The sequence below is a fragment of the Muriicola sp. E247 genome (assembly GCF_041358175.1).
GTDB lineage: Bacteria > Bacteroidota > Bacteroidia > Flavobacteriales > Flavobacteriaceae > Muriicola.
The window spans coordinates 49,667-71,376 of record NZ_JBGKBE010000001.1; the positions used below are offsets into that span (position 1 = coordinate 49,667).

At 42.6% G+C, this 21,710-nt stretch carries 12 protein-coding genes; 6 read left to right on the plus strand and 6 right to left on the minus strand.

The features are described 5' to 3' along the window. Window positions 1-51 precede the first annotated feature (51 nt). A complete protein-coding gene (locus ACA086_RS00255; protein ID WP_371001194.1) occupies window positions 52-480 on the plus strand; it encodes a hypothetical protein in 429 nt (142 codons plus the stop codon). 20 nt (window positions 481-500) lie between these two features. Here the strand turns inward: ACA086_RS00255 and ACA086_RS00260 are convergent, their stop codons facing one another. The 5 genes from ACA086_RS00260 to ACA086_RS00280 form a co-directional block, all read right to left on the minus strand. Next, window positions 501-2,387 (minus strand): alpha-amylase family protein, encoded by a 1,887-nt coding sequence (locus tag ACA086_RS00260; protein ID WP_371001195.1) that lies wholly within the window; start codon window positions 2,385-2,387, stop codon window positions 501-503. Between the two features lie 6 nt (window positions 2,388-2,393). Beyond that, complete coding sequence (locus tag ACA086_RS00265) at window positions 2,394-4,301, minus strand: glycoside hydrolase family 13 protein (protein ID WP_371001197.1); 1,908 nt, start codon at window positions 4,299-4,301, stop codon at window positions 2,394-2,396. 1 nt (window position 4,302) lies between these two features. Then, window positions 4,303-6,612 carry a glycoside hydrolase family 65 protein gene (locus tag ACA086_RS00270; RefSeq protein ID WP_371001198.1) on the minus strand — a complete coding sequence of 770 codons (2,310 nt, stop codon included), beginning with the start codon at window positions 6,610-6,612 and terminating at the stop codon, window positions 4,303-4,305. 3 nt (window positions 6,613-6,615) lie between these two features. Beyond that, complete coding sequence (gene pgmB, locus ACA086_RS00275; RefSeq protein WP_371001199.1) at window positions 6,616-7,272, minus strand: beta-phosphoglucomutase; 657 nt, start codon at window positions 7,270-7,272, stop codon at window positions 6,616-6,618. Between the two features lie 132 nt (window positions 7,273-7,404). Further along, entirely contained in the window at window positions 7,405-8,439 is a 1,035-nt protein-coding gene (locus ACA086_RS00280; protein ID WP_371001200.1) for a LacI family DNA-binding transcriptional regulator, read from the minus strand. Between the two features lie 348 nt (window positions 8,440-8,787). Between ACA086_RS00280 and ACA086_RS00285 the strand changes: the two genes are divergently transcribed. The 4 genes from ACA086_RS00285 (at window position 8,788) to xylA (ending at window position 16,510) form a co-directional block, all read left to right on the plus strand. Further along, window positions 8,788-11,913, plus strand: a complete 3,126-nt coding sequence (locus tag ACA086_RS00285) for a SusC/RagA family TonB-linked outer membrane protein (protein WP_371001201.1) — start codon at window positions 8,788-8,790, stop codon at window positions 11,911-11,913. 19 nt (window positions 11,914-11,932) lie between these two features. After that, complete coding sequence (locus ACA086_RS00290; RefSeq protein ID WP_371001203.1) at window positions 11,933-13,558, plus strand: RagB/SusD family nutrient uptake outer membrane protein; 1,626 nt, start codon at window positions 11,933-11,935, stop codon at window positions 13,556-13,558. Between the two features lie 140 nt (window positions 13,559-13,698). Continuing rightward, window positions 13,699-15,180, plus strand: coding sequence for a xylulokinase (locus ACA086_RS00295; RefSeq protein ID WP_371001204.1), 1,482 nt, complete (start codon window positions 13,699-13,701; stop codon window positions 15,178-15,180). A gap of 4 nt (window positions 15,181-15,184) precedes the next feature. Continuing rightward, window positions 15,185-16,510: a xylose isomerase gene (gene xylA / locus ACA086_RS00300; RefSeq protein ID WP_371001205.1), complete on the plus strand. Its 1,326-nt coding sequence runs from the start codon at window positions 15,185-15,187 to the stop codon at window positions 16,508-16,510. A gap of 20 nt (window positions 16,511-16,530) precedes the next feature. Here xylA and ACA086_RS00305 read toward each other — a convergent pair whose 3' ends face one another. After that, window positions 16,531-18,183: a solute:sodium symporter family transporter gene (locus ACA086_RS00305; protein ID WP_371001206.1), complete on the minus strand. Its 1,653-nt coding sequence runs from the start codon at window positions 18,181-18,183 to the stop codon at window positions 16,531-16,533. 183 nt (window positions 18,184-18,366) lie between these two features. Between ACA086_RS00305 and ACA086_RS00310 the strand changes: the two genes are divergently transcribed. Continuing rightward, entirely contained in the window at window positions 18,367-21,672 is a 3,306-nt protein-coding gene (locus ACA086_RS00310; protein ID WP_371001207.1) for a VCBS repeat-containing protein, read from the plus strand. Window positions 21,673-21,710 lie beyond the last annotated feature (38 nt).

Sequence of the window (21,710 nt, forward strand, 5' to 3'; positions counted from 1 at the left end):
ATTTTTATTTAATATCTTTGACATAACAACAACCAATTAACAACTATAACTATGTTTTCAAAACAAAATCTTCTGGCAACGGTAGTAGCTACTATTGCCATGTTTGTGCTGGGCTTCCTGATCTGGGGCGTGGCAACTGTTGATTTTTTTGAGGGGCACACCCTGACCAAAGCGATGAAGGACCCTCCGGATTTTCCAATTCTCGTACTATCTAACCTTATTGCCGCCTTTGCCCTCAGTACAATTTACGGGAAATGGGCCAATGGAAACAACAGCCTGGGAGGCGGTTTCCAATTTGGCGTCTGGATTGGAATTTTTATGGGATTAGGTATGGGCCTGCTTTGGTATGCAACATCCGAATTTATGGATCTTACCGGTCATCTAGTAGAAGCCGTATTGGATATTGTCTACTATGGAATAATAGGTGCGATCATAGGCCTGATGTACAAGGCTACTGAACCTAAAGGGAGTGAAGCTTGAGTCAGATTCAGACTAACTTCCTAATCCTGTAACTTAAAAACATAGGATTGTAAAGGGGCAAGGCTAATTTCAAAAAGTCCTTGCCCTTTTTCTATCCTGAGCTTAACCCGGGTATCATCGTACAATTGGTCAGACAATTCATATTCAGAGCCTTCTTCCAGGCCCCAGGCTGAGACCACTGCAGGGGGTATCTTTAACTCAAACTGATATGATGTCTCAGCATCGAAGTTAACCAGGATCAGAAGTCGTTCATCGTCTTGCCATCTCACATATGAATACACCCTGTAATTGTACCCATCCGTATTATCCCTGTTGTAGTAATGAATATCTTCATAAGAACCCATCAGGGCCTTACTACTGATGGTCAAATTCAAAAGTCTTTTATAGAAGTCTCTGAGACTTTCTTCCTCTTCAGAGAGTTGCCCCCCATCAAATTTCTTGTCATTCATCCATCGCTGATGATGGGGAACGCCTATGTAATCGAAGATTGAAGTTCTTGATGGACTGCCAAATCCAGCATCTTCTGCACCCGGTTCTCCCACTTCCTGCCCAAAATAAATCATTGTTGGGGAGGTACTTAAAGTTGCCGATACAACCATTGCCGGCTTTCCCCTCATGGCATCTCCTGCAAATTCAGGACTTGCAATTCGCTGTTCATCGTGATTTTCCAAAAAATGGAGCATGTGATGCTCGATATCCAACAGACCTTTTTGAACTACCGGAATATGATCTGTCCAGCCATGGCCCTGCATAATATGCTTGAGACTGTCATAAAGCTCAACCTTGTCATAGAGGTAGTCCATTTTTCCTCTTTGGATATAATCCCTGTAAAGTGATGGATTATAGACTTCAGCCAGTAATAAGGCGTCAGGATTTTTTTCTTTGATATGTGAATTGAGATAACTCCAGAATTCTACAGGTACCATTTCGGCCATATCAAAACGAAATCCATCTACTCCAAAATTGAGCCAATAAAGGGCAATATCCCTGAACTTTATCCAGGAATCGGGCACTGACCTGTCTTTCCAAAATGCCAGATGTTCTTCTACAGATTTTAAACTGTAATCAGTCGGTAATTGATCAAAGTCGAGCGAACCATTAGGTTGTACCCCGTAATTGATTTTTACGGTTTCATACCAGTCGTTCATATCAGGCTGGGGTCGCCTCGATCCATTCCCCGTCCACTTGGCAGGATTTTCCACAAATTTATTATCAGACAAGGGATGTGGGTTCCCTACTAAAGGCCGGTATCCATTGGTCCATTGTGGAACCTGAAAAGGCGTTCCAGGTATATAGTAGAAATTATTGTCTCTCTTATACTCTACGGTAATATCATCTGATACACCAAAGACCTCTTTCCCCTCGGGGGTGGAAGCTCCTTCATAATGCCTGGCAACATGGTTGGGTACAATATCTATAATGACTTTCATTCCCTCCTTGTGAGTTCTAGTCACCAATTCTCTAAATTCTTCCAGCCTCTTGTCCGGATTGCTGGCAAGGTCTGGGTTTACATTGTAGTAATCCTTTACGGCATAAGGAGAACCAGCCCTTCCTTTAATCACATCCGGATCATCATTGGTAATTCCATACTCCGTGTAGTCGGTTGCCAAAGCATGGTGAGGCACCCCTGTATACCAGATATGTGTAATCCCTAATTCCCTGATCTCCTTTAACGCTTTGGGCGTAAAATCATCAAACTTCCCTACTCCGTTTTCTTCTATGGTACCCCATGGCTTATTATTGGTGTTTGTGTTCCCGAACAGCCTGGTAAATACCTGGTAAATGACTTTCTTTCCTTCCTCTTTCATTTGAATTTCATTATTTACGTCCTTGCTTTTGGTCTTATCCTCATTACAGCATAGCAGCAAAGTGCACACTACTATTGCAAAGACATATTTTTTTATCATCGTAGTTTAATTTGTCAGTAATAATACTCCCTTGTTGCCGATTTTCAATTGGTCTTTGATTACCACGGTATCTGTGGAGAATACATCCCGCAAGGTCATATTACCTATGCCCATCTCCTCAAACCTATCGGCATTGAGCGTTACCGGCTTTTCATTTTTATTTAAAATGAGCATGACTCTTTTTTTGTCCAGGTAACGAAATAGGATGTATACTCCTTGTTCCGGACTAAAATGTTTGGTTTTACCCTCGTGAATTACTCTGGCTTCTTTCCTGAAGTTAAGCAGGGTTTTTACAAAATCCTGCATCTCCGCAGCCCTGTCATCCAGACCGTCCCCTGTAAACGCACTGACCTTATCGCCGGGCCAGCCACCCGGGAAATCTGTCCTGATAAGGCCATGATCACCTGGTTTCTCACTATTCTCCATCAGAATTTCGGTTCCGTAATACAACTGAGGAATTCTGGGAGCTACCATTATAAAAGCGAGGGCCATTTTAGTAAGATCGGTATCTTCTCCCAACTGCGTAAAGAGTCGGTCCATATCGTGGTTATCTCCGAAAAACATCATATCCTCCGGGGAAGCGTAATAAAAATCATTTGCCAGGCCTTCGTAGAGTTTGATAAGGCCAGTATCCCAGTTTTCTTCCTCTTTAAGCGCCTCAACAAGGGTTTTTTGGAGCGGAAAATCCATGGTAGATCGCAGATGCGATTCATATCCATCCCGATTCTTCGCACCCTGTTGCCAATACCCAACCACCAATGGGTTATAACTCCATTCTTCCCCCACTATGGAAAAATTAGGATATTCTGTCATGATTCGCTTTGCCCATCTGGCCATAAAGTTTTTGTCCGGATAGGGGTATGTATCCTGTCTTATTCCACCCAAATCAAGGGTTTCTATCCACCAAAGACTATTTTGAATGATGTAATTAGCCAAAAATGGATTCTCCTGATTAAGGTCCGGCATAGAAGGTACAAACCAGCCATAATCCATAAGGTCTTTGTCCCAATCTGAAGCGTAAATATCCTGATTTACAGTGCGCCTGTGGTTAGTCACTGTAATATTTTCCCCTTCCTCATATCCTTGCTGGTAATTAATCCAATCTGCAAAAGGCAGGTCTTCCATCCACCAATGATAAAGGCCACAGTGATTATTTACCTGATCCATTATTAGTTTAATCCCCTTCGCCTTCGCTTTTTGCGATAGCTCTTTATAATCATTGAGGTCCCCAAATCTGGGATCCACTTTATAAAAATCGGTAATGGCATACCCGTGGTAAGATTGTTTGGGCATATCATTAATTAACAAAGGGCTTGGCCAAATAGCTGTAAAGCCCATCTCTTGGATATAATCGAGATGCTGAATCATTCCCCTGATGTCGCCCCCGTGTCTGGCATAATCATTCGTCCTGTCAATCGACTTTTCTTTTAAACTAAGGTCGATATCGTTGTCAGGGTTTCCATTGGCAAACCTGTCAGGTGTAATAAGATAGATGGCGTCCTTGCTTGAAAAACCGATAAAATCCCCGGGCTGTTGAACTCTTGATTTTAGTTCATAGGAGTATTTGATACTGGATTTTCCTTCTTTATAAAATTCAATTACTATTTGGCCTGGCGTAATATCCTGGGGAATATCGAGATCGAGAAAAAGATAGTTGGGACTGTCACCCTGGTGTACCTTTTTGATTTTTACCCGGCTGTTTCTGATCAGGGCATCGTACTCCCCGATACCCGGGGCTTTCACCAGCAACTGCAGGGAGGTATCCTTAAATCCAACCCACCAATGTGGGGGTTCTACACGTTCAATCTGGGCATTTGCCATGGTAATTGCCATTGAAAAGATCAGCAGGAAAAAGTAAAAGACGGGAGGTATGTTGTAATGGTCCTCATTTTTATCATTCCCCCTACCAGTCATTTTACTGCACGGAATTTTTAGCGACAGGTTGTAAAACCACTCGTTCCCCATTCAGCCGGATCGACATCTCATGATCACCTTCTAACTCGAAATGAGCTCCGGATTTATCCACGAGAATTTTAAGGATTCGATTCCTGAAATTGATCTTAAAAGAGTAAGAATCCCACTCTTTCGGAATTCTGGGGGTAAAGGATAATTTATCATTCTTTATCCGCATTCCGCCAAAACCTTCTACAATACTCATCCAGGTCCCGGCCATGGATGTGATATGCAATCCTTCTTCAACTTCCTTGTTGTAATCATCGAGGTCTAAGCGTGACGTCCTCAGGTAAAACTGATAGGCTTGTTCCATCCTGTCGAGTTTAGCAGCCTGAATACTATGGACACAAGGTGAAAGAGACGATTCATGGACGGTAAATGGCTCGTAGAAATCAAAATGTTTTTCCAGATCTTCCTCAGAGAAGTGATCTTCAAAGAAGTAGAATCCCTGCAGAACATCGGCTTGTTTAATGTAGGGTGATCTCAGGATGCGATCCCAACTCCATTTCTGATTAATGGGCCTTTGAGACTTAGGTAAGTCCTTCACTGTTACTAACTCCTTATCGAGAAACCCGTCTTGCTGAAGATAAATCCCCAGTTCTTCGGAGAAGGGGAAATACATGGCATCGGCCACTTCTTTCCATTCATCAGTTTCTGCTTTGTTCAGCTTGGTGTAGCCTATGATCCTGTCATAATCTTCTTTATACCCTGCTTTTACTTTTTCGAGTTGCTCAAGGGTGTACTTTATACACCAACGGGCAATGTAATTGGTATACCAGTTGTTATTTACGTTGTTCTCATATTCGTTGGGCCCTGTTACCCCCAGAATGACATATTTGTTTTTTTGCTTGGAAAAGGTAGCCCTCTGATGCCAGAAACGCGAAATACCTATAAGTACTTCTAACCCCATCTCCGGGATGTACGAATAATCTCCTGTATATCGGAAATAATTATAAATGGCAAACGCAATTGCACCATTTCTGTGGATTTCTTCAAATGTAATTTCCCATTCGTTATGACACTCCTCCCCGTTCATAGTAACCATTGGGTATAGTGCTGCTCCATTAGAAAATCCTAATTTCCTGGCATTTGCAATGGCCTTTTCCAGATGATTATAGCGGTATTTTAACAGGTTTCTGGCTACGTGATGATCTTTTGTCGCCATATAAAAAGGGATACAATAGGCCTCTGTATCCCAGTAGGTACTTCCTCCGTATTTCTCACCAGTAAATCCTTTTGGACCAATGTTGAGTCTCGAATCTTTGCCGAGATATGTCTGATTAAGCTGAAAGATATTAAATCGAATTCCCTGTTGCGCCTTAGTATCACCTTCAATAGTAATATCACTCATTTCCCATATTCCTGCCCAGGCCTTTTTCTGTGCCTCCAAAAGGGTCTCAAATCCCATTTTGCTAGCCTTTCCGAGGACCTGTTTAGCAGCTTCGACGAGGTTTCCCCCCTTGTGATTTCGCGATACGGTATACCCTCCGAATTTATAAAATGAAACAGTGGTTCCTTTGGCAACTACCTGTTCGTAACTATGCCCCACCCAAAGCTCCTTCTTATCACTATTTATTGCCTTATTGTGGATGGCTCCATTGTATTCCAGGTGACATTCCATGAAAGTGCAGGTCTCGAAATTGGTTTTCATGGTGTGGGCTTCGATAAAAGCCTGATTTCCCTCTGAAGAAACCTTTGTGGTATTCCAGAATTTATCGTCCCAATTGCTATCTTCATTGGTGATACCACTGTCCAGATAGGGCAAAAAGGTTATTGTAAGATCCTCTTTTGCGGCTGTCACCTCATATCGAATGGCACCCACTTCATCGAGGTCTAGACTGAGGAATCGGGTAACTTTTACTTTAATCGTCTTATTATTTTGGAGTGTAGCCGTAAAGCTCCTGTAGTAAATTCCTTCCTTCATATTTAATTCACGGCGGAAATGATCTACACTGGCACATTTATATAGATCGAGTGGCTCCCCATCGATCAATACATGGATTCCAATCCAGCTGGGGGCGTTGATCACCTTGGCAAAATATTCAGGATAACCGTTCTTCCACCATCCCACCCTGGTTTTATCAGGATAATATACCCCTCCGATATAGCTGCCCTGAAAGGTAGGACCGCTGTATTGTTCTTCAAAATTGGCGCGTTGTCCCATAGCCCCGTTACCAAGACTAAAGATACTTTCGGAAGATTTTACATTTTCCTTATCAAATCCTTCTTCGATTATCGACCAAAGGTCTGGTTTAATATAATCCTGATTCATATGTTAGAGTTCTGCTAGTTCCTTTATAAAATTGAGTTCAATTTCAGTGAAATCTTTAAAGACATACTGAGCGTCAGATAATGTATTCTTATGTCCGATGCCCACACTGGTCATTCCGGCAGAGTTCGCTGCTTCTATTCCGGCGATAGCATCCTCAAACACAACGCAGTTCGCCGGTGTGATGTTCAGCTCTTTCGCGGCCATTAAAAAAACTTCCGGGTCTGGTTTTGCCTTTGTGACCTGGGTACCGTCAACAATGGTGTTAAAATAAGGAATAAGTCCCACTTTTTTTAATATTGCGCGTGCATTTTTACTAGCCGATCCCAATGCCATTGGCACCCGGTGTTTTTGGAGATATTTGAGTACTTTGGTTACATCCGGAAGAATTTCCTCCTCAGTCATTGTGTCAATGTAACTGAGGTAATCTTCATTTTTTTCCGCCAGCCAGTTATTAAATTGTTCCTGGGAAACTTTTAGATTTCCCCAATCGAGCAGAATTTCGAGGCATCGTTTGCGGCTCACACCTTTAAATTGCTCATTTTGTTCTTTGGTAAAGGGAATCCCCAATTCATCGGCGAGGTGTTTCCATGCCAGATAATGATATTTGGCGGTATCAACTATAACACCATCCAGGTCGAATATAAAGCCTTTGTTATGCATTTGGAGCTTGGTATTTGATCTTTTTTAGAGAGCTTGGGTACTCAGAAGGTTTAATTTTAAACAGCTGCCAAGATACAAAGTTGTAGTAAGAATAAAGCAGGACTGACGACGTTTCGTTTTCAAATGTCCTAATCAACTACCAGATAGTGTGGATCCTCTTTCAATCAGGGTCGCATTTATGACCTTTGTTTCATAATGCTCTTCATCCTGTTCTCCATGATCACTTTCGATCTTATCGATAAGCATTTGTGCCGCAATTTCTCCCATGCGCTCCCCGTGTTGATCAACGGATGTTAAAGGAGGAGTTGAGTGTCTTGACAAGATACCGTCTGTGAATCCGATAAATGCAATGTCTTCAGGAACACGTTTGCCAAATTTCTGAGCGATCCCCATGCATTTAACTGCAAAAATTTCATTGACACATAATACGGCATCTATTTCGCGCTTTCGAAAGAAATTCTCACTCATACTTTCGTCCTGCTGCTGATAGGGTAATTGAAGGATCAGGCTTTTATCAACAGGAATCCCTGCCTCTTTTAAAGCCCTGTTATATCCTTCAGCTCTTTTTGCACTCACGTTAAGATAATTTTCAGTGGTCACTAGTGCAATTTTCTTGCGTCCGGATGCGATGAGTTTCTTTACCGCATTATAGGAAGCTTCCTCATCATTGATGATAACCTTATCGCATTGAATCTCATCGGTTACCCTATCGAACAGCACCAGTGGGATACCTTGCTCTGTCACTTCTTTGAGATGATTGTAATCATTCTTCAGTTGGGTCTCCCCGGAAAGTGCCATGATAAAACCATCTATACTACCGTTAGCAAGCATTTCCATATTGATCACTTCTTTGTCAAAGGATTCATCAGAAACACAAACGATAACATTATACCCCCTCTTGTTAGCGTAATGTTCAATACCCCGGAATACCGTAGTAAAAAAATGGTGGACAATATCGGGGATAACAACTCCGATATTCTTGGTCCTCTTATTCTTGAGGCTGATCGCAATATTATTGGGTCTGTAGTTGTAGAGTTTGGCAAAGGCCTGTATTTTGTCCTTGGTATCCTGCCCTATCTCTTCGCTATTTTTCAGAGCCTTTGATACCGTAGAAATGGATACATCCAATTCCCTGGCAATGTGTTTAAGAGTGATTTTCCGTTTCAAAAAGAGCTACTTTACTTCTTCCCTGATCTTTAAAGGTACATAAAGTGATGTTAAAAAATCCTTTTTATTAACATTCTAATTTTGGCAACTTAACTTCGAAAGTTATATAAAATAAGGTACGGCAAGGAAAAATTGCTATATTTGTTTCGAATTCGACAATAAACACATCCCATATTTAATGATAAGCTGAAACATGGATACATAAATTATTAAATCCCCATGTTTTAAAAGTTATTAACACGAAACCGTTTTCGTAAACAGCCATTGTGCCTGTTTTAGGAAATTAACAATTATTTTATATATGTTTAACGCTTGAATTAAATTAACTAAACTTAAAATTAACTTTTTATGAAGATTACACTACTAAAAAGTCTTATGCTGGTTGGAGCGATCTTAAGCTTCGGATTAGTTAAGGCGCAAGATGTATCAGGTACTGTTTCTGATGCTAGTGGCCCTCTTCCCGGGGCTAGTGTTGTAGTACAGGGTACTACGAATGGTACACAGACAGACTTTGATGGTAATTACAGTTTGAGTAATGTAGACAGTAATGCAGTTCTTGTTATAAGCTACATCGGCTACAAAACGCAGGAAGTTGCTGTCAACGGACGCTCTACCATTAATGTTGTACTGGAAGAAGATGCTCAGGCATTAGACGAAGTGGTAATCATCGGATATGGTACCACCACTGTCAAGGATGCAACGGGTGCAGTTACTGCTGTTACCTCTGAGGATTTTAACGGCGGGGTGATTTCATCTCCCGAACAATTGATCCAGGGTAAAACAGCCGGGGTTAACATTCAGCAATCCAGTGGGGAACCAGGTGCAGGAATCTCAGTAAACATTCGAGGTTCAAATTCTGTACGAGGTGATAACAATCCGCTCTTTGTTGTAGATGGTGTTCCGTTAGCGGCTGGAAATACATCACCGGGAGGTGATACCGGAAGCGGTGGAAGTGCTGTAAGAAACCCATTAAACTTCTTAAACCCATCTGATATTGAAAGTATCAGTATCCTGAAAGATGCATCCGCAACTGCAATTTACGGTTCACGAGGTGCCAACGGGGTTGTTATTATTACTACTAAAAGTGGAAAAGGAAGCTCAGGCGGAAAAGTTGAATTTGCTTCTTCCCTGAGTATTGCAACTCCTGCTAATAGCTATGATCTTCTTAATAGAAATGAATTTCTTGATGCTGTAACACAGTATGGAGGAAATGCATCTGCGGTAGATTTTGGCAACAATACAAACTGGCAGGATTTCATTACCAGAACGGTAGCTTCTCAAAACCAGAACGTTTCTTATTCCAACAACTATGGAAAAGGTAATATCCGTGCTACTTTCGGATATCAGAAGCAATTTGGTGTAATAGAGAAAACCAGTTTGGAGAGAATAACAGGAAGACTGAACCTGACACATCGTTTCCTCGATGATAAACTTACCTTAGGTTTACAAACCACTCTATCCCGAGTTAATGATGAGACCGCCCCTTTAAGTGGTGGAGCCGGTTTCCGGGGAGATATCCTTGGAGCTAGTTACTCAGCAAATCCAACCTGGGGTTCATTTTCGACTTTTTCCGATGGAGGAACTCAGATCAAACCGGCTAATTATTTAGCTAATACACAAAATGAAACCAATACAGACAGGATTCTTATCAACGGTTCTATCGATTATAAGTTCACACCCGAACTTACAGGTAAGATTAACGTAGGTTATGACAAATCTGAAGGAGAAAACACCTCAGTATTATCAGGAAACTTGTTAAACTTTGACGGTATTTCAGGTCTTGGTTTAGGTTTCTACAATACGCTGTTTAGGGAAAACCACCTGTTAGAAGCCACCTTGAATTTCAAGAAAGATTTTGGCAACTCCAATATTGATGCTCTTGTAGGTTATTCCTTCCAGGATTTTAATGTAAGTGGAAGAAATTCTCAAGGTCGTGGGTTTGGAACTAGTGAACTCAGCCAAATGGGATCAGATCTTAGAGAGACAGTTAATGGTGCCGGAAGAACTATAGATGGTTCATACCAACAATATTATTACGGTGAAAATACATCCGGACTTATTGTTAACCGACTACAGCCTATCGTAGTTGCCGGTGAAGATGTAGGCTTTGGTTTTAACAAGTTGGTTAGAGCTATGACCGCAGACACTTTTAATAATACGGATGAATTACAGTCGTTCTTTGCCCGTGTGAACTATTCGCTGTCTAATAAGTATTTATTCACCGCAACAGTGAGAGCTGATGGTTCTTCACGATTCGGTCCTGAAAACCAATACGGTTACTTCCCTTCCGGAGCCTTTGCCTGGAAAATTAATGAAGAAGATTTTGTAGGTGAAAATGTATCTACTTTAAAACTTCGTTTAAGTGGTGGACTTGTAGGTAACCAGGAAGGTTTAGGATATGGAAACTTCGTCGCAAGACAGAGATTTGGTGGAATTGGAACTCAGACAAACCTTACTGTAAACCCCAGTGGTTTAGCTATCGTTGCAACAGATGTCCCTGATCTTAAATGGGAAGAGACATTAAACCTCAACGTTGGTTTCGACTTTGGATTCTCCAATGACCGTTTATCAGGTAGTATCGATGTCTATCGCAATGAAACAAATGATTTATTACTGAGAACTCCTCCTGCAGCTCCTGCTGTGGATCCGTTCCAGTTTGGTAATGTGGATGCCACTATCCTTAACCAGGGTATTGAATTTGCATTGGCGTATGATTTTATACAGTCTGAGAATACTACATTCTCAGCCGCATTCAATATTGCTTATAACGAGAATGAGGTTCAGGATTTTGCCAGTGCCATTAACACAGGGGAAATCAACGGACAGGGTCTTTCTGGTGCCTTCGCTCAGCGATTTGAAGCCGGAAGATCATTGTTCTCTTATTACATGGCTATTTTCGAAGGCTTCGACAGCAACGGATTCCCAGTTTACCAGGATGTAGACGGAAACGGAGTTGGAGATCCTATCGCTGATCAGACATTCGTAGGAGAAGATGCCCTACCAGATATTACTTCTGGTTTATCATTGAACTTCAGTACTGGTAATTGGGATGCTTCGGCTTATTTCTCAGGGCAGTTTGGGTTCTCTGTATACAATAACACTCGTAATGGTTTCTTCACCGGGGGTGCGATCAATAACGCACGTAACGTAACTCAGGATGTTGTTGCATCCGGAGAGAACGGTGGTGCCTCTGCAGATGTTTCTACAAGATTCCTTGAAAAAGGTGATTTTGTACGTCTTCAGAACGCAACCCTTGGCTACAATGTGCCTCTATCAGGTGACGGACTCTTCAAAACCTTAAGATTGTCATTAACAGGTCAGAACTTATTCCTTATTACCGATTACTCTGGTCTGGATCCTGAAGTTACTGTTCCTACTGGTGACCTTGGTTCCGGAGTTCCTACAAGAGGAATCGACTGGGCTGCGTTCCCAAATCCAAGGACAATAACTTTTGGTCTTAATGCATCATTTTAATTAAAAAAAGTTGAAAATCATGAAAAGAATTCAAATCAAAATTTATTTACTCACACTCGCTTCTGTGGTAGGACTTACAGCCTGTACCAATCTGGAGATCGAAGAAACTGATTCGATTATCAGTGAAGGATTCCAGGGCCTTGCTGATCCTTCCTCCGCAATTGACGGACTTTACAGTAGCGTTGGTGGCCAGTATGGCGATCAGGCAAATTTCTTTGCCCTACAGGAAGTTACTACAGACGCAGCTTTAGTTCCAACAAGAGGAACCGACTGGGGAGATAATGGTTTATGGAGAGTATTGCATAACCATGCATGGAATTCAGAACACGCCTTTATTGGTACTGTTTGGAATCAGTTCAATGCTAACCAGCTGCAGGCTTCACAAATTTTGGACTCAAGGAGTAACCCATCTGCACAGAATATCGGAGATGCAAGTTTCTTAAGAGCCTTCAGTATGTGGGTGATTTTAGATAATTACGGACAGGTGCCATTCAGAGACACACAGCTTCCTTCTTCAGCTTTACCTGAAGTACTTACAGGACAGGCTGCTGTCGACTTTATCCTTGCAGATCTCGATCAGGCAATTGCTAACTTACCGACAGTTTCTGCCGGAAGTGGTGCTACTTTAAATCGCGCCAGCAAAGCTGCTGCACGTCATTTAAAAGCCAAAGTACTTCTCAACAAGCATATCTACCTTGGTGGAAGTCCTGATTCAGGCGACATGAATGAAGTGATTTCGCTCGTAGACCAAATTGCAGCCGATGGCTTCGCCTTACAAGGTGGTTTCTTTGATCTTTTTAGAGATCCTGCTGATACCGGTGGAAATACTGAAACTATCTGGTCATTGTCAGCTTTGGCAACCGGAAACAGAATCTTCAATGGTCTTCATTACAACTCAACTGCCATTGGCGGTGGAGGTTGGAACGGGTTCAGCACACTTGCAGAATACTATGATCTGTATGAAGGTGATGCAAACTCAAACCGCGTAGATCTTACCGGAGCTCCTTTAGATGGACAGGAAGAACGTAGAGGTGGTGTACCTCCAGCAGGTAAGCCCTTTACAGGAGAACCTGGAACTACAGATAACGGTGGACTGGAAGATGGATCCAATGTAGGATTCGGATATCTTGTTGGTCAGCAATATGCCCTTGACGGTACAGCCCTGACTGACAGAGCCGGTGCTCCTTTGACCTTTAAAAGAGATTTCGTAGACGGAACAGGAGCTTCTAGTTTTATCAATAATGACGAGACTACAGGTATCCGAGTTATGAAATACAACCCTAGATATGGGGGTGGATTTGCAGGTCATGAAGTAATATTCAGATATGCTGATGCCCACCTGATGAAAGCTGAAGCTATGTTGCGTAGCGGTGGTGATGCCACAGCTATGGTTAACGAACTACGTGTTCTTAGGGGGGCGACTCCTCTTGGATCTGTAGGCGAGCAGGAATTGATCGACGAAAGAGGTCGTGAACTGTATCAGGAAGTATGGAGAAGGAATGACCTTATCCGTTTTGGTGAATTCACCAGAGATTGGTTATTTAAAGAATCTTCAGAAATTGGAAACACTAGTCGTCACTTGTTCCCAATTCCTCCAACTCAATTGTTGGCGAACCCTAACTTAGTACAAAACCCGGGATACTAATTCCTGAAATTATACTAATAAAAACCCTGGCTTCGGCCGGGGTTTTTTATTTTCGGCCATAGAGTATCATAATCCCTGAATTCTTCCTTGCCCTTTACAACAGAATCTCCTACCTTTCTTTTTCCTCTTCCTGATTTAATATGTACTACCTGGGATACGACATTGGCAGTTCTTCTATAAAAGTGGCTTTGATTGAAGCAGAAAGCGGCAAGACCATTGACATCCATAAGGAACCTGCCATGGAAATGCCCATAGAATCACCCCGGAAAGGATGGGCAGAACAGGATCCGGATCTCTGGTGGAACTACGTTTGTATCGGCACTCAAAAACTCCTTAAAAAATGCGCTGTTGATAAAAAAGAAATCACAGGCATAGGCATAGCGTATCAGATGCACGGCCTTGTGTTAACCGACAAGGAAGGAAATCCTTTGCGAAATGCCATTATCTGGTGTGATAGTCGCGCCGTAGATATCGGGGAGCAGGCAGCAGCAGATCTGGAAGGAGAATTCTGCACTTCTCACCTACTGAATACCCCGGGAAATTTTACGGCTTCAAAACTAAAATGGGTGAAAGAGAATGAACCTGATATTTATAGCCAAATCAACTACTTTATGCTACCCGGCGACTATATTGCAGGTAAATTCACTAATGTCACTTCCACAACAATATCCGGCCTGACAGAAGGGATCTTCTGGGATTTCAAGGAAGAAAAACTATCAGCTCATCTTCTCCACTATTATGGAATTCAAAAAGAAATATTCCCTCCTATCGTTCCTACCTTTGGCATGCAGGGTACTGTTTCAGCTCAGGCGGCCCGGGAAACAGGTTTAACAGAAGGAATTCCCCTGCTGTATCGTGCAGGGGATCAACCCAACAATGCCCTTTCCCTGAATGTGTTTTCTCCGGGCGAAATTGCGATGACAGGGGGCACCTCTGCAGTAGCGTACACTATTAGTGATCAACTCAGAACAAAGGAGATACACAGGATCAATACTTTTGCCCATGTAAATTATTCACCTGACAGACCTTCCCTTGGAAAGCTGTTGTGTATAAATGGTGCAGGAATTCAATACAGGTGGTTAAAAGAGCACCTGAAAGTCGATTCCTATGATGAAATGAATGACCTGGCCAATGAAATTAACCCAGGATCTGATGGTTTATTGATTTATCCTTTTGGCAATGGGGCCGAACGAATCCTTTTCAATAAAAACCCCGGGGCTTCAATCTTGCATCTCGACTTAAATCGGCATTCTACTGCCCACCTTTGCCGGGCAACTTTGGAAGGGATTGCCTTTTCACTCATGTATGGCATCGATATCCTGATTTCGGAAGGCCTGAAACCCAAAGTAATCAGGGCCGGAAATGACAACCTTTTCAAATCGGTTGTCTTTGCCCAAACCATGTGTAACCTGATAGGTCATCCAATAGAAATATACAACACCACAGGGGCAGTAGGGGCAGCCAGGGCCTGTATGATTCACCAATACGGATTTAAGGCTTTTAGCAAGATCGTGATGAGTAATGACCTCGTTCATACTTGTACACCAGAAAAAGAAAATAAACCAATTTCTCAGGCCTATCAGCTGTGGAAAGAGAAACTGGACTCACAAATAAATCAATAGCATTATGGCATTACTCGGAGATCAGGAATTTTTTAAAGGAATTCAGCCAATTCAGTATGAGGGGCCCGAATCAGATAACCCCCTCTCATACAAGTACTACAACCCGGAACAAGTGGTTGCCGGAAAGCTAATGAAAGATCATTTTAAATTTGCTGTAGCCTACTGGCATTCCTTTTGTGGCCAGGGGGCCGATCCCTTTGGAGCCGGAACTCAATCCTTTCCATGGGACTTACCCCGGGACCCTGTTGAAGCGGCAAAGGCCAAAGCAGATGCCGCTATTGAATTTATTACCAAATTGGGGTTCGACTATTATTGTTTCCACGATTATGACCTTATTCAGGAAGGAGATAGCCTTGCAGAATCAGAAAAAAGACTGGGGAAAATTGTACCCTACTTAAAGGCGAAACAAAAAGAATCTGGTGTTAAGGTACTCTGGGGAACGGCTAATTGTTTCTCACATCCCAGGTATATGAATGGGGCTGCTACAAATCCTGATTTCGAGGTCGTGGCCCGAGCCGGGGCACAAATTAAACTGGCACTGGATATAACGCTGGAACTCGGAGGGGAGAACTATGTCTTTTGGGGCGGACGGGAAGGCTATATGTCACTTTTAAACACCGATCTGAAACGCGAACAAGACCATATGGGACGATTCCTGGGAATGGCACGCGACTATGCCCGGAAGCATGGATTTAAAGGGAATTTCTTTGTGGAACCAAAACCCATGGAGCCTATGAAACATCAGTACGATTTTGATGCCGCTACAGTGATTGGGTTTTTAAATCACTTTGATCTGCAAAATGATTTTAAACTCAACTTAGAATTTAACCACGCTACCCTGGCTAACCATACGATGCAACACGAAATGGCCGTTGCTGCATCACACAACATGCTGGGAAGCCTGGACGCTAACCGAGGGGACTACCAGAATGGCTGGGATACAGATCAATTCCCTAACAACCTCTATGAAATTACCGAAGCCATGCTCATATTCCTGATGGAAAGTGGCTTACAAGGTGGGGGTATCAATTTTGATGCTAAGATCAGAAGGAATTCCACGGATATGGATGATATTTTCCATGCACATATCGGAGGTGTCGACACTTTTGCTAAAGCCCTGATAGCTGCAGATCGCGTCTTGACAAACTCTCCCTATAAATCCTTTCTGGGAGAGCGATACAGTTCTTTTGATTCAGGAGATGGAAAAGCTTTCGAATCTGGAAAGTTGACCCTGGAAGATCTATATCGGATCGCTAATCAATCAGGGGAACCTCCGCTTCGCAGTGGCAAACAGGAGATGCTCGAAAATATCCTTAATCAGTACCTTTAAACATTCGTCCTGATGGAGGCCTATTTTGCGAAATAAATATAAATTCCAATCACTATTGCCACGATAATAAGACCCATTTGCCTGACGTATTTGAATGGAGTGATCTCCACCTGTTCAGTATACTCCTGCACATAAGGCGTGGCACGGGGTTTGAATTTACCGATCAGCAGCATAATCGCAATGTTGGCGACAAACAATATGGCCATCACATGTAAATAATGAGGGTAGGCATCTGCCTCAACAAGGGCTAATTCCGACGGATCCGTCACACCATTAGCCTTTGCAGTTTCCAACGCAGACGCTACAAATTTCGGTTGCAACCAGAATTGGGAAATAATGTAAAGTACCGATCCTGAAATAATTCCAATTTTGGCGGCTATGGCCGGAACCCTCTTGGTGAGGTAACCAATAACGATGATCGTCAGAATAGGAATGCTGTAAATCCCATTGATTTCCTGCAGGTAATTGAATAAACTCCCTGCATTGGCAATCATAGGCGCAATAAACATTGCCGCCAGTGCAAGACACACCCCGAATATCTTCCCATACTTAACCACCGTTTTTTCGGGGGCTTCTTTATTGATGTGTTGTTTGTAAATATCAATCCCAAATAAGGTGACTGAACTGTTGAGTACACTATTGAAGGAACTTAAAATAGCTCCAAAAAGTACAGCAGCAAAAAATCCGATCAGGGGTTTTGGTAAAACGGCCCGAACCAGTTCTGGATATGCCAGGTCGCTCGATGCAAGTCCGCCCTCAAAATAATGATAAGCGATCATTCCCGGCAATACTAAAATCAGTGGTCCCAGTATCTTTAAAAAAGAAGCCAGCAACAAGCCTTTCTGTCCTTCAGCCAGGTTCTTGGCTGCCAGTGCCCTCTGTATGATCTGCTGATTTGTGCCCCAGTAAAAGAGCTGTACCAGCATCATCCCGGTAAATATGGTAGAGAACGGAACTTCCTGCCCGGGTTCTCCTGTTGAATCGAAGCGTTCAGGATTGGTCGCCATAAGGGCTTCCAGGCCGTTAAATACACTTCCATCCCCTATAGCCATCAGTCCGAAAATCGGAATCAGAATACCTCCTACAATCAATCCAATTGCATTGATACTATCCGAAACAGCAACGGCTTTTAAACCCCCGAATACGGCATAGATCGACCCAATAATACCTATTCCCCAGATACAGACTACAAGGGCTGTTTTATCCGATACATTTAAGAGTTCCGGCACATTGAACATACCACTAATTGCAACAGATCCCGAGTACAGGATTACAGGGAGTAATACAACGACATAGCCCGTAAGAAAGAGACCTGAGGTGATGGTCTTGGTAGTCACGTCAAACCGCTTTGCAAGGAACTGTGGCACGGTGGTTAATCCACCCTTCAGATATCTTGGAAGAAGGAAAACAGCTGTTACAACGATGGCTATGGCAGCAAGTGTTTCCCAGGCCATAACCGACAAACCATCCTTATATGCACTGCCATTTAGGCCGACAATTTGTTCAGTTGATAAATTGGTCAGGAGAAGTGAACCTGCAATGACCCCGGCCGTTAAACTACGTCCCCCCAGGAAATAGCCGTCGGAAGATGTTTCATCGGTGGTTCGGGTTGCAAAATATGAGATTATGGCCACCAGAGAAGTGAAGCCTATAAAAGAGATGATACCAATCATGGTTACGGGAAGTTAGTTAGTTTGTTCGTCTAAATATATTAGTTTATTTGCAAACGACTCCCTGAATAGCTCAATATTCAGATCAAGGGGAATTCATTTGACGTCTTAAGGCCAAAGTAGGACCCAGCTTATTTCCAACTTCGTAACGGATTGAGTATCTTGCATCCCTCTTTCTAAAGCATAATGAAACGGATTTTAAGGTATACTGTATTGCTTTCGATTGTTTTCTCCGGATGCCAGAAATCCCATAATAAACGTTTCGAAAAACTGAGTGCATCCCGGACCGGTATTCAATTTAACAATACCCTTACGGAAACTCCTGAACTCAATATCCTCAACTATCTGTATTTCTTTAACGGGGCCGGAGTAGCCGCTGCTGATTTCAATAACGACAGGCTTGTGGATCTCTATTTTACCTCCAACCAGGAGGCAGATCGACTTTATCTAAATCAGGGTGATTTTAACTTCCTTGACATTACTGAAGCTGCTGGAATTGACAATTCAGGGAACTGGACAACGGGAGTAACTCACACCGATATCAACAATGATGGTTTGCTGGATATCTATGTCTGTAAAGTGGGGAATTTCAGAAATATCCGGGGAAAGAACTTACTGTTTGTCAACCAGGGAAGCAACGAAGACGGAATTCCTACATTTAAGGAAGATGCCGCGTCATATGGCCTCGACTTTAGTGGGTTTTCTACTCAGGCCGCCTTTCTCGACTATGACCTTGACGGTGATCTTGATATGTTCCTACTCAATCATTCCGTCCACCCCAATATGACCTATGGAAAGGGTTCTCAACGAATACAATCCGATCCAGCTTCCGGTGACCGACTATTCAGAAATGACAATGGCCATTTTCGCGATATCTCAGAAGAAGCCGGGATTTACCAGGGAAGAATAGGTTATGGATTAGGAATAGGCATTAGTGACCTGAATGAAGATGGATATCCCGATATCTATATCGGCAACGATTTCTTTGAGAATGACTATCTCTATATCAATCAAAAAGATGGAACTTTTAAAGAAATCATTTCCGAGGATGTTAGGGCCATAGGACATACCACTCACTTTTCAATGGGCAATGATCTCGCCGATATAAATAATGACGGTTTAACAGATATCATATCTCTCGATATGCTGCCCGAAGATCTGGAAACCTATAAGACATCCGGACTTGAATATCCGTTTCCGTCCTACCAGTACTATTTAAAAAATGGATATGCGCCTCAGTACATGCAAAATACACTACATCTCAATCTTGGAAATGAGTCGTTTAGCGAAATAGGACAACTTGCCGGAATTTCGGCAACGGAATGGTCCTGGAGTGTTTTGCTGGCCGACTATGACAATGACGGCCATAAGGATGCCTTTATCTCCAATGGCATCAAAAGGGCCACAAATGACATGGACTTTATCAATTTCATTTCTAATGATGCCATACAAAAGCGATTAGCTACAGGCATGTCTCTTGAGGACATGGCTTTTATCGAAGAAATCCCCCAGAAAAAAACTTCTAATTATTTTTTGAAAAATACAGGACTTCTTTCCTTTGAAGATGTTACTACTTCCTGGTATGAGAAAACGCCTACTTTTTCGAATGGAGCAGTTTATGCCGATCTGGACAATGATGGAGATCTCGATGTTGTCGTCAATAACGTAGACGAAGAAGCCCTGATACTGAATAATTTGAGTTCAGGGAATCTGAACACCAACTTCCTTAAAATATCACTTCAGGGGGGCCCGAAAAACACCTTTGGTGTTGGTGCAAGGGTGATGGTTTATGCCGGTGGCTCGGAACAATTGCAGGAACAGTTTGTCTCCAGGGGATTTTTATCAGCTGTTCCACCCGAACTTCATTTCGGTTTAGGAGATGCCGATAAAATTGATTCCGTGAAGGTTATTTGGCCCAATGGTATGAGTGAGGTTCTCCCCTCCCCTGACATAAACAAAAGAATTTTCCTAAGTGAAGCCGAAGCAAAGGATTCCGCAAGAGTTCTCTTTAGAAAAGACACCCGGGAGGTACGTTTAACTTCTACCCAAACTGTAATACCCTTCAGGCACAAAGAACCTGCCACTCTCGAATTTGACCGGGATCCCATGGTCCCCTTTGCCAATTCCAATGAGGGGCCGGATATATCTGTGGCTGATCTCAACAATGATGGACGGGAGGATCTGTTTATAAGTGGGGCTAAGGCGCAGGCCTCCGGACTATTCATTCAACAGGAAGACGGTAGTATGATTTCCTCACAGCAAGATCTTTTTGAAATTGATGAGATGAACGAGGACGTTTCACATGTTGTGTTCGATGCTAATGGGGATTCATGGCCCGATCTCCTGGTTGTGAGCGGTGGAAATGAGTTCAGGGAAGGTAAAAGACTTCAACCCAGGCTATATATCAATCAGAAAAGCCGGTTTGTAAAAGATTCACTTCAGTTTTCCGACCTGGAGATAAATGCTTCGAAGGTTAAAGCATATGATCTTCAGAACGATGGGGATTTAGACCTGCTCATTGCTTCTGATCAGCTACCGTTAGAATTTGGCTCTTCCAGCAGGCAATATGTCTATTTAAATGACGGGAAGGGAAATTTTAAAGCAGACACTTCTGATGCCTACAGGGAATTTATTCAATTGCCAAGTGTAAAGGACTTTTTATGGGCAGATATAGATAAAGACGGTGAAGAAGATCTGATCGTATCGGGATACTGGGAGCCCATAAAAGTCCTGAAAAGTGTCGATGGAAAACTCAGGCTGATGGAAAACAATGGTCTGGATCAAACCAACGGTTGGTGGAATACTCTTGATGCAGCAGATTTTGACAAGGATGGAGACCTCGATCTTATTGCCGGAAACTGGGGTTTAAACAGCAGATTAAAAGCAAGCAGGGAGTTCCCCATCACCCTTTACAGAGCCGATTTTGACGAGAACGGCACCATTGATCCCCTTGTAACCTACTTTGAGGGAGGAAAAGAAACTCCTTTTGCCTCAAAAGATGAGCTGGTAAAGCAGATGCCTTTTCTGAATAAAGAATTTCTGTCATATAAAAGCTTTGCCAGAGCAAATCTGGAGGATTTGTTTTCAAAATCCTCCCTGGAAAAAGCCGATAAAAAGCAACTATATGAACTTAAGAGCATCTACCTTGTGAATGATGGCAAAGGGAACTTTACCTCTAGAGAAATTCCTCGTATAGCACAAGCCACCATTACACACGACATTTTTGTTGACGACTTTGACGGAGATAATTTTCATGATTTGTTACTCGTGGGGAATACCTATGAAATAAGTACTCAATTGGGTAGGTTGGATGCATCACATGGCATAATTTTGCTAAACGATAAAAAGGGGAATTTCAATTGGATCCAAACCCCCGGGATCAACATATCAGGCCCTGCGAGAGCAATCGAGCGAATCAGAATTAAGGAACAAGACTTTTTAATAATCGGGATCAATGATGGCCCCCCGCTTATGATTAAATACAAGGAATAAATCCAATGAGAGCACTAAGATCAATTCTGCCATTTTTT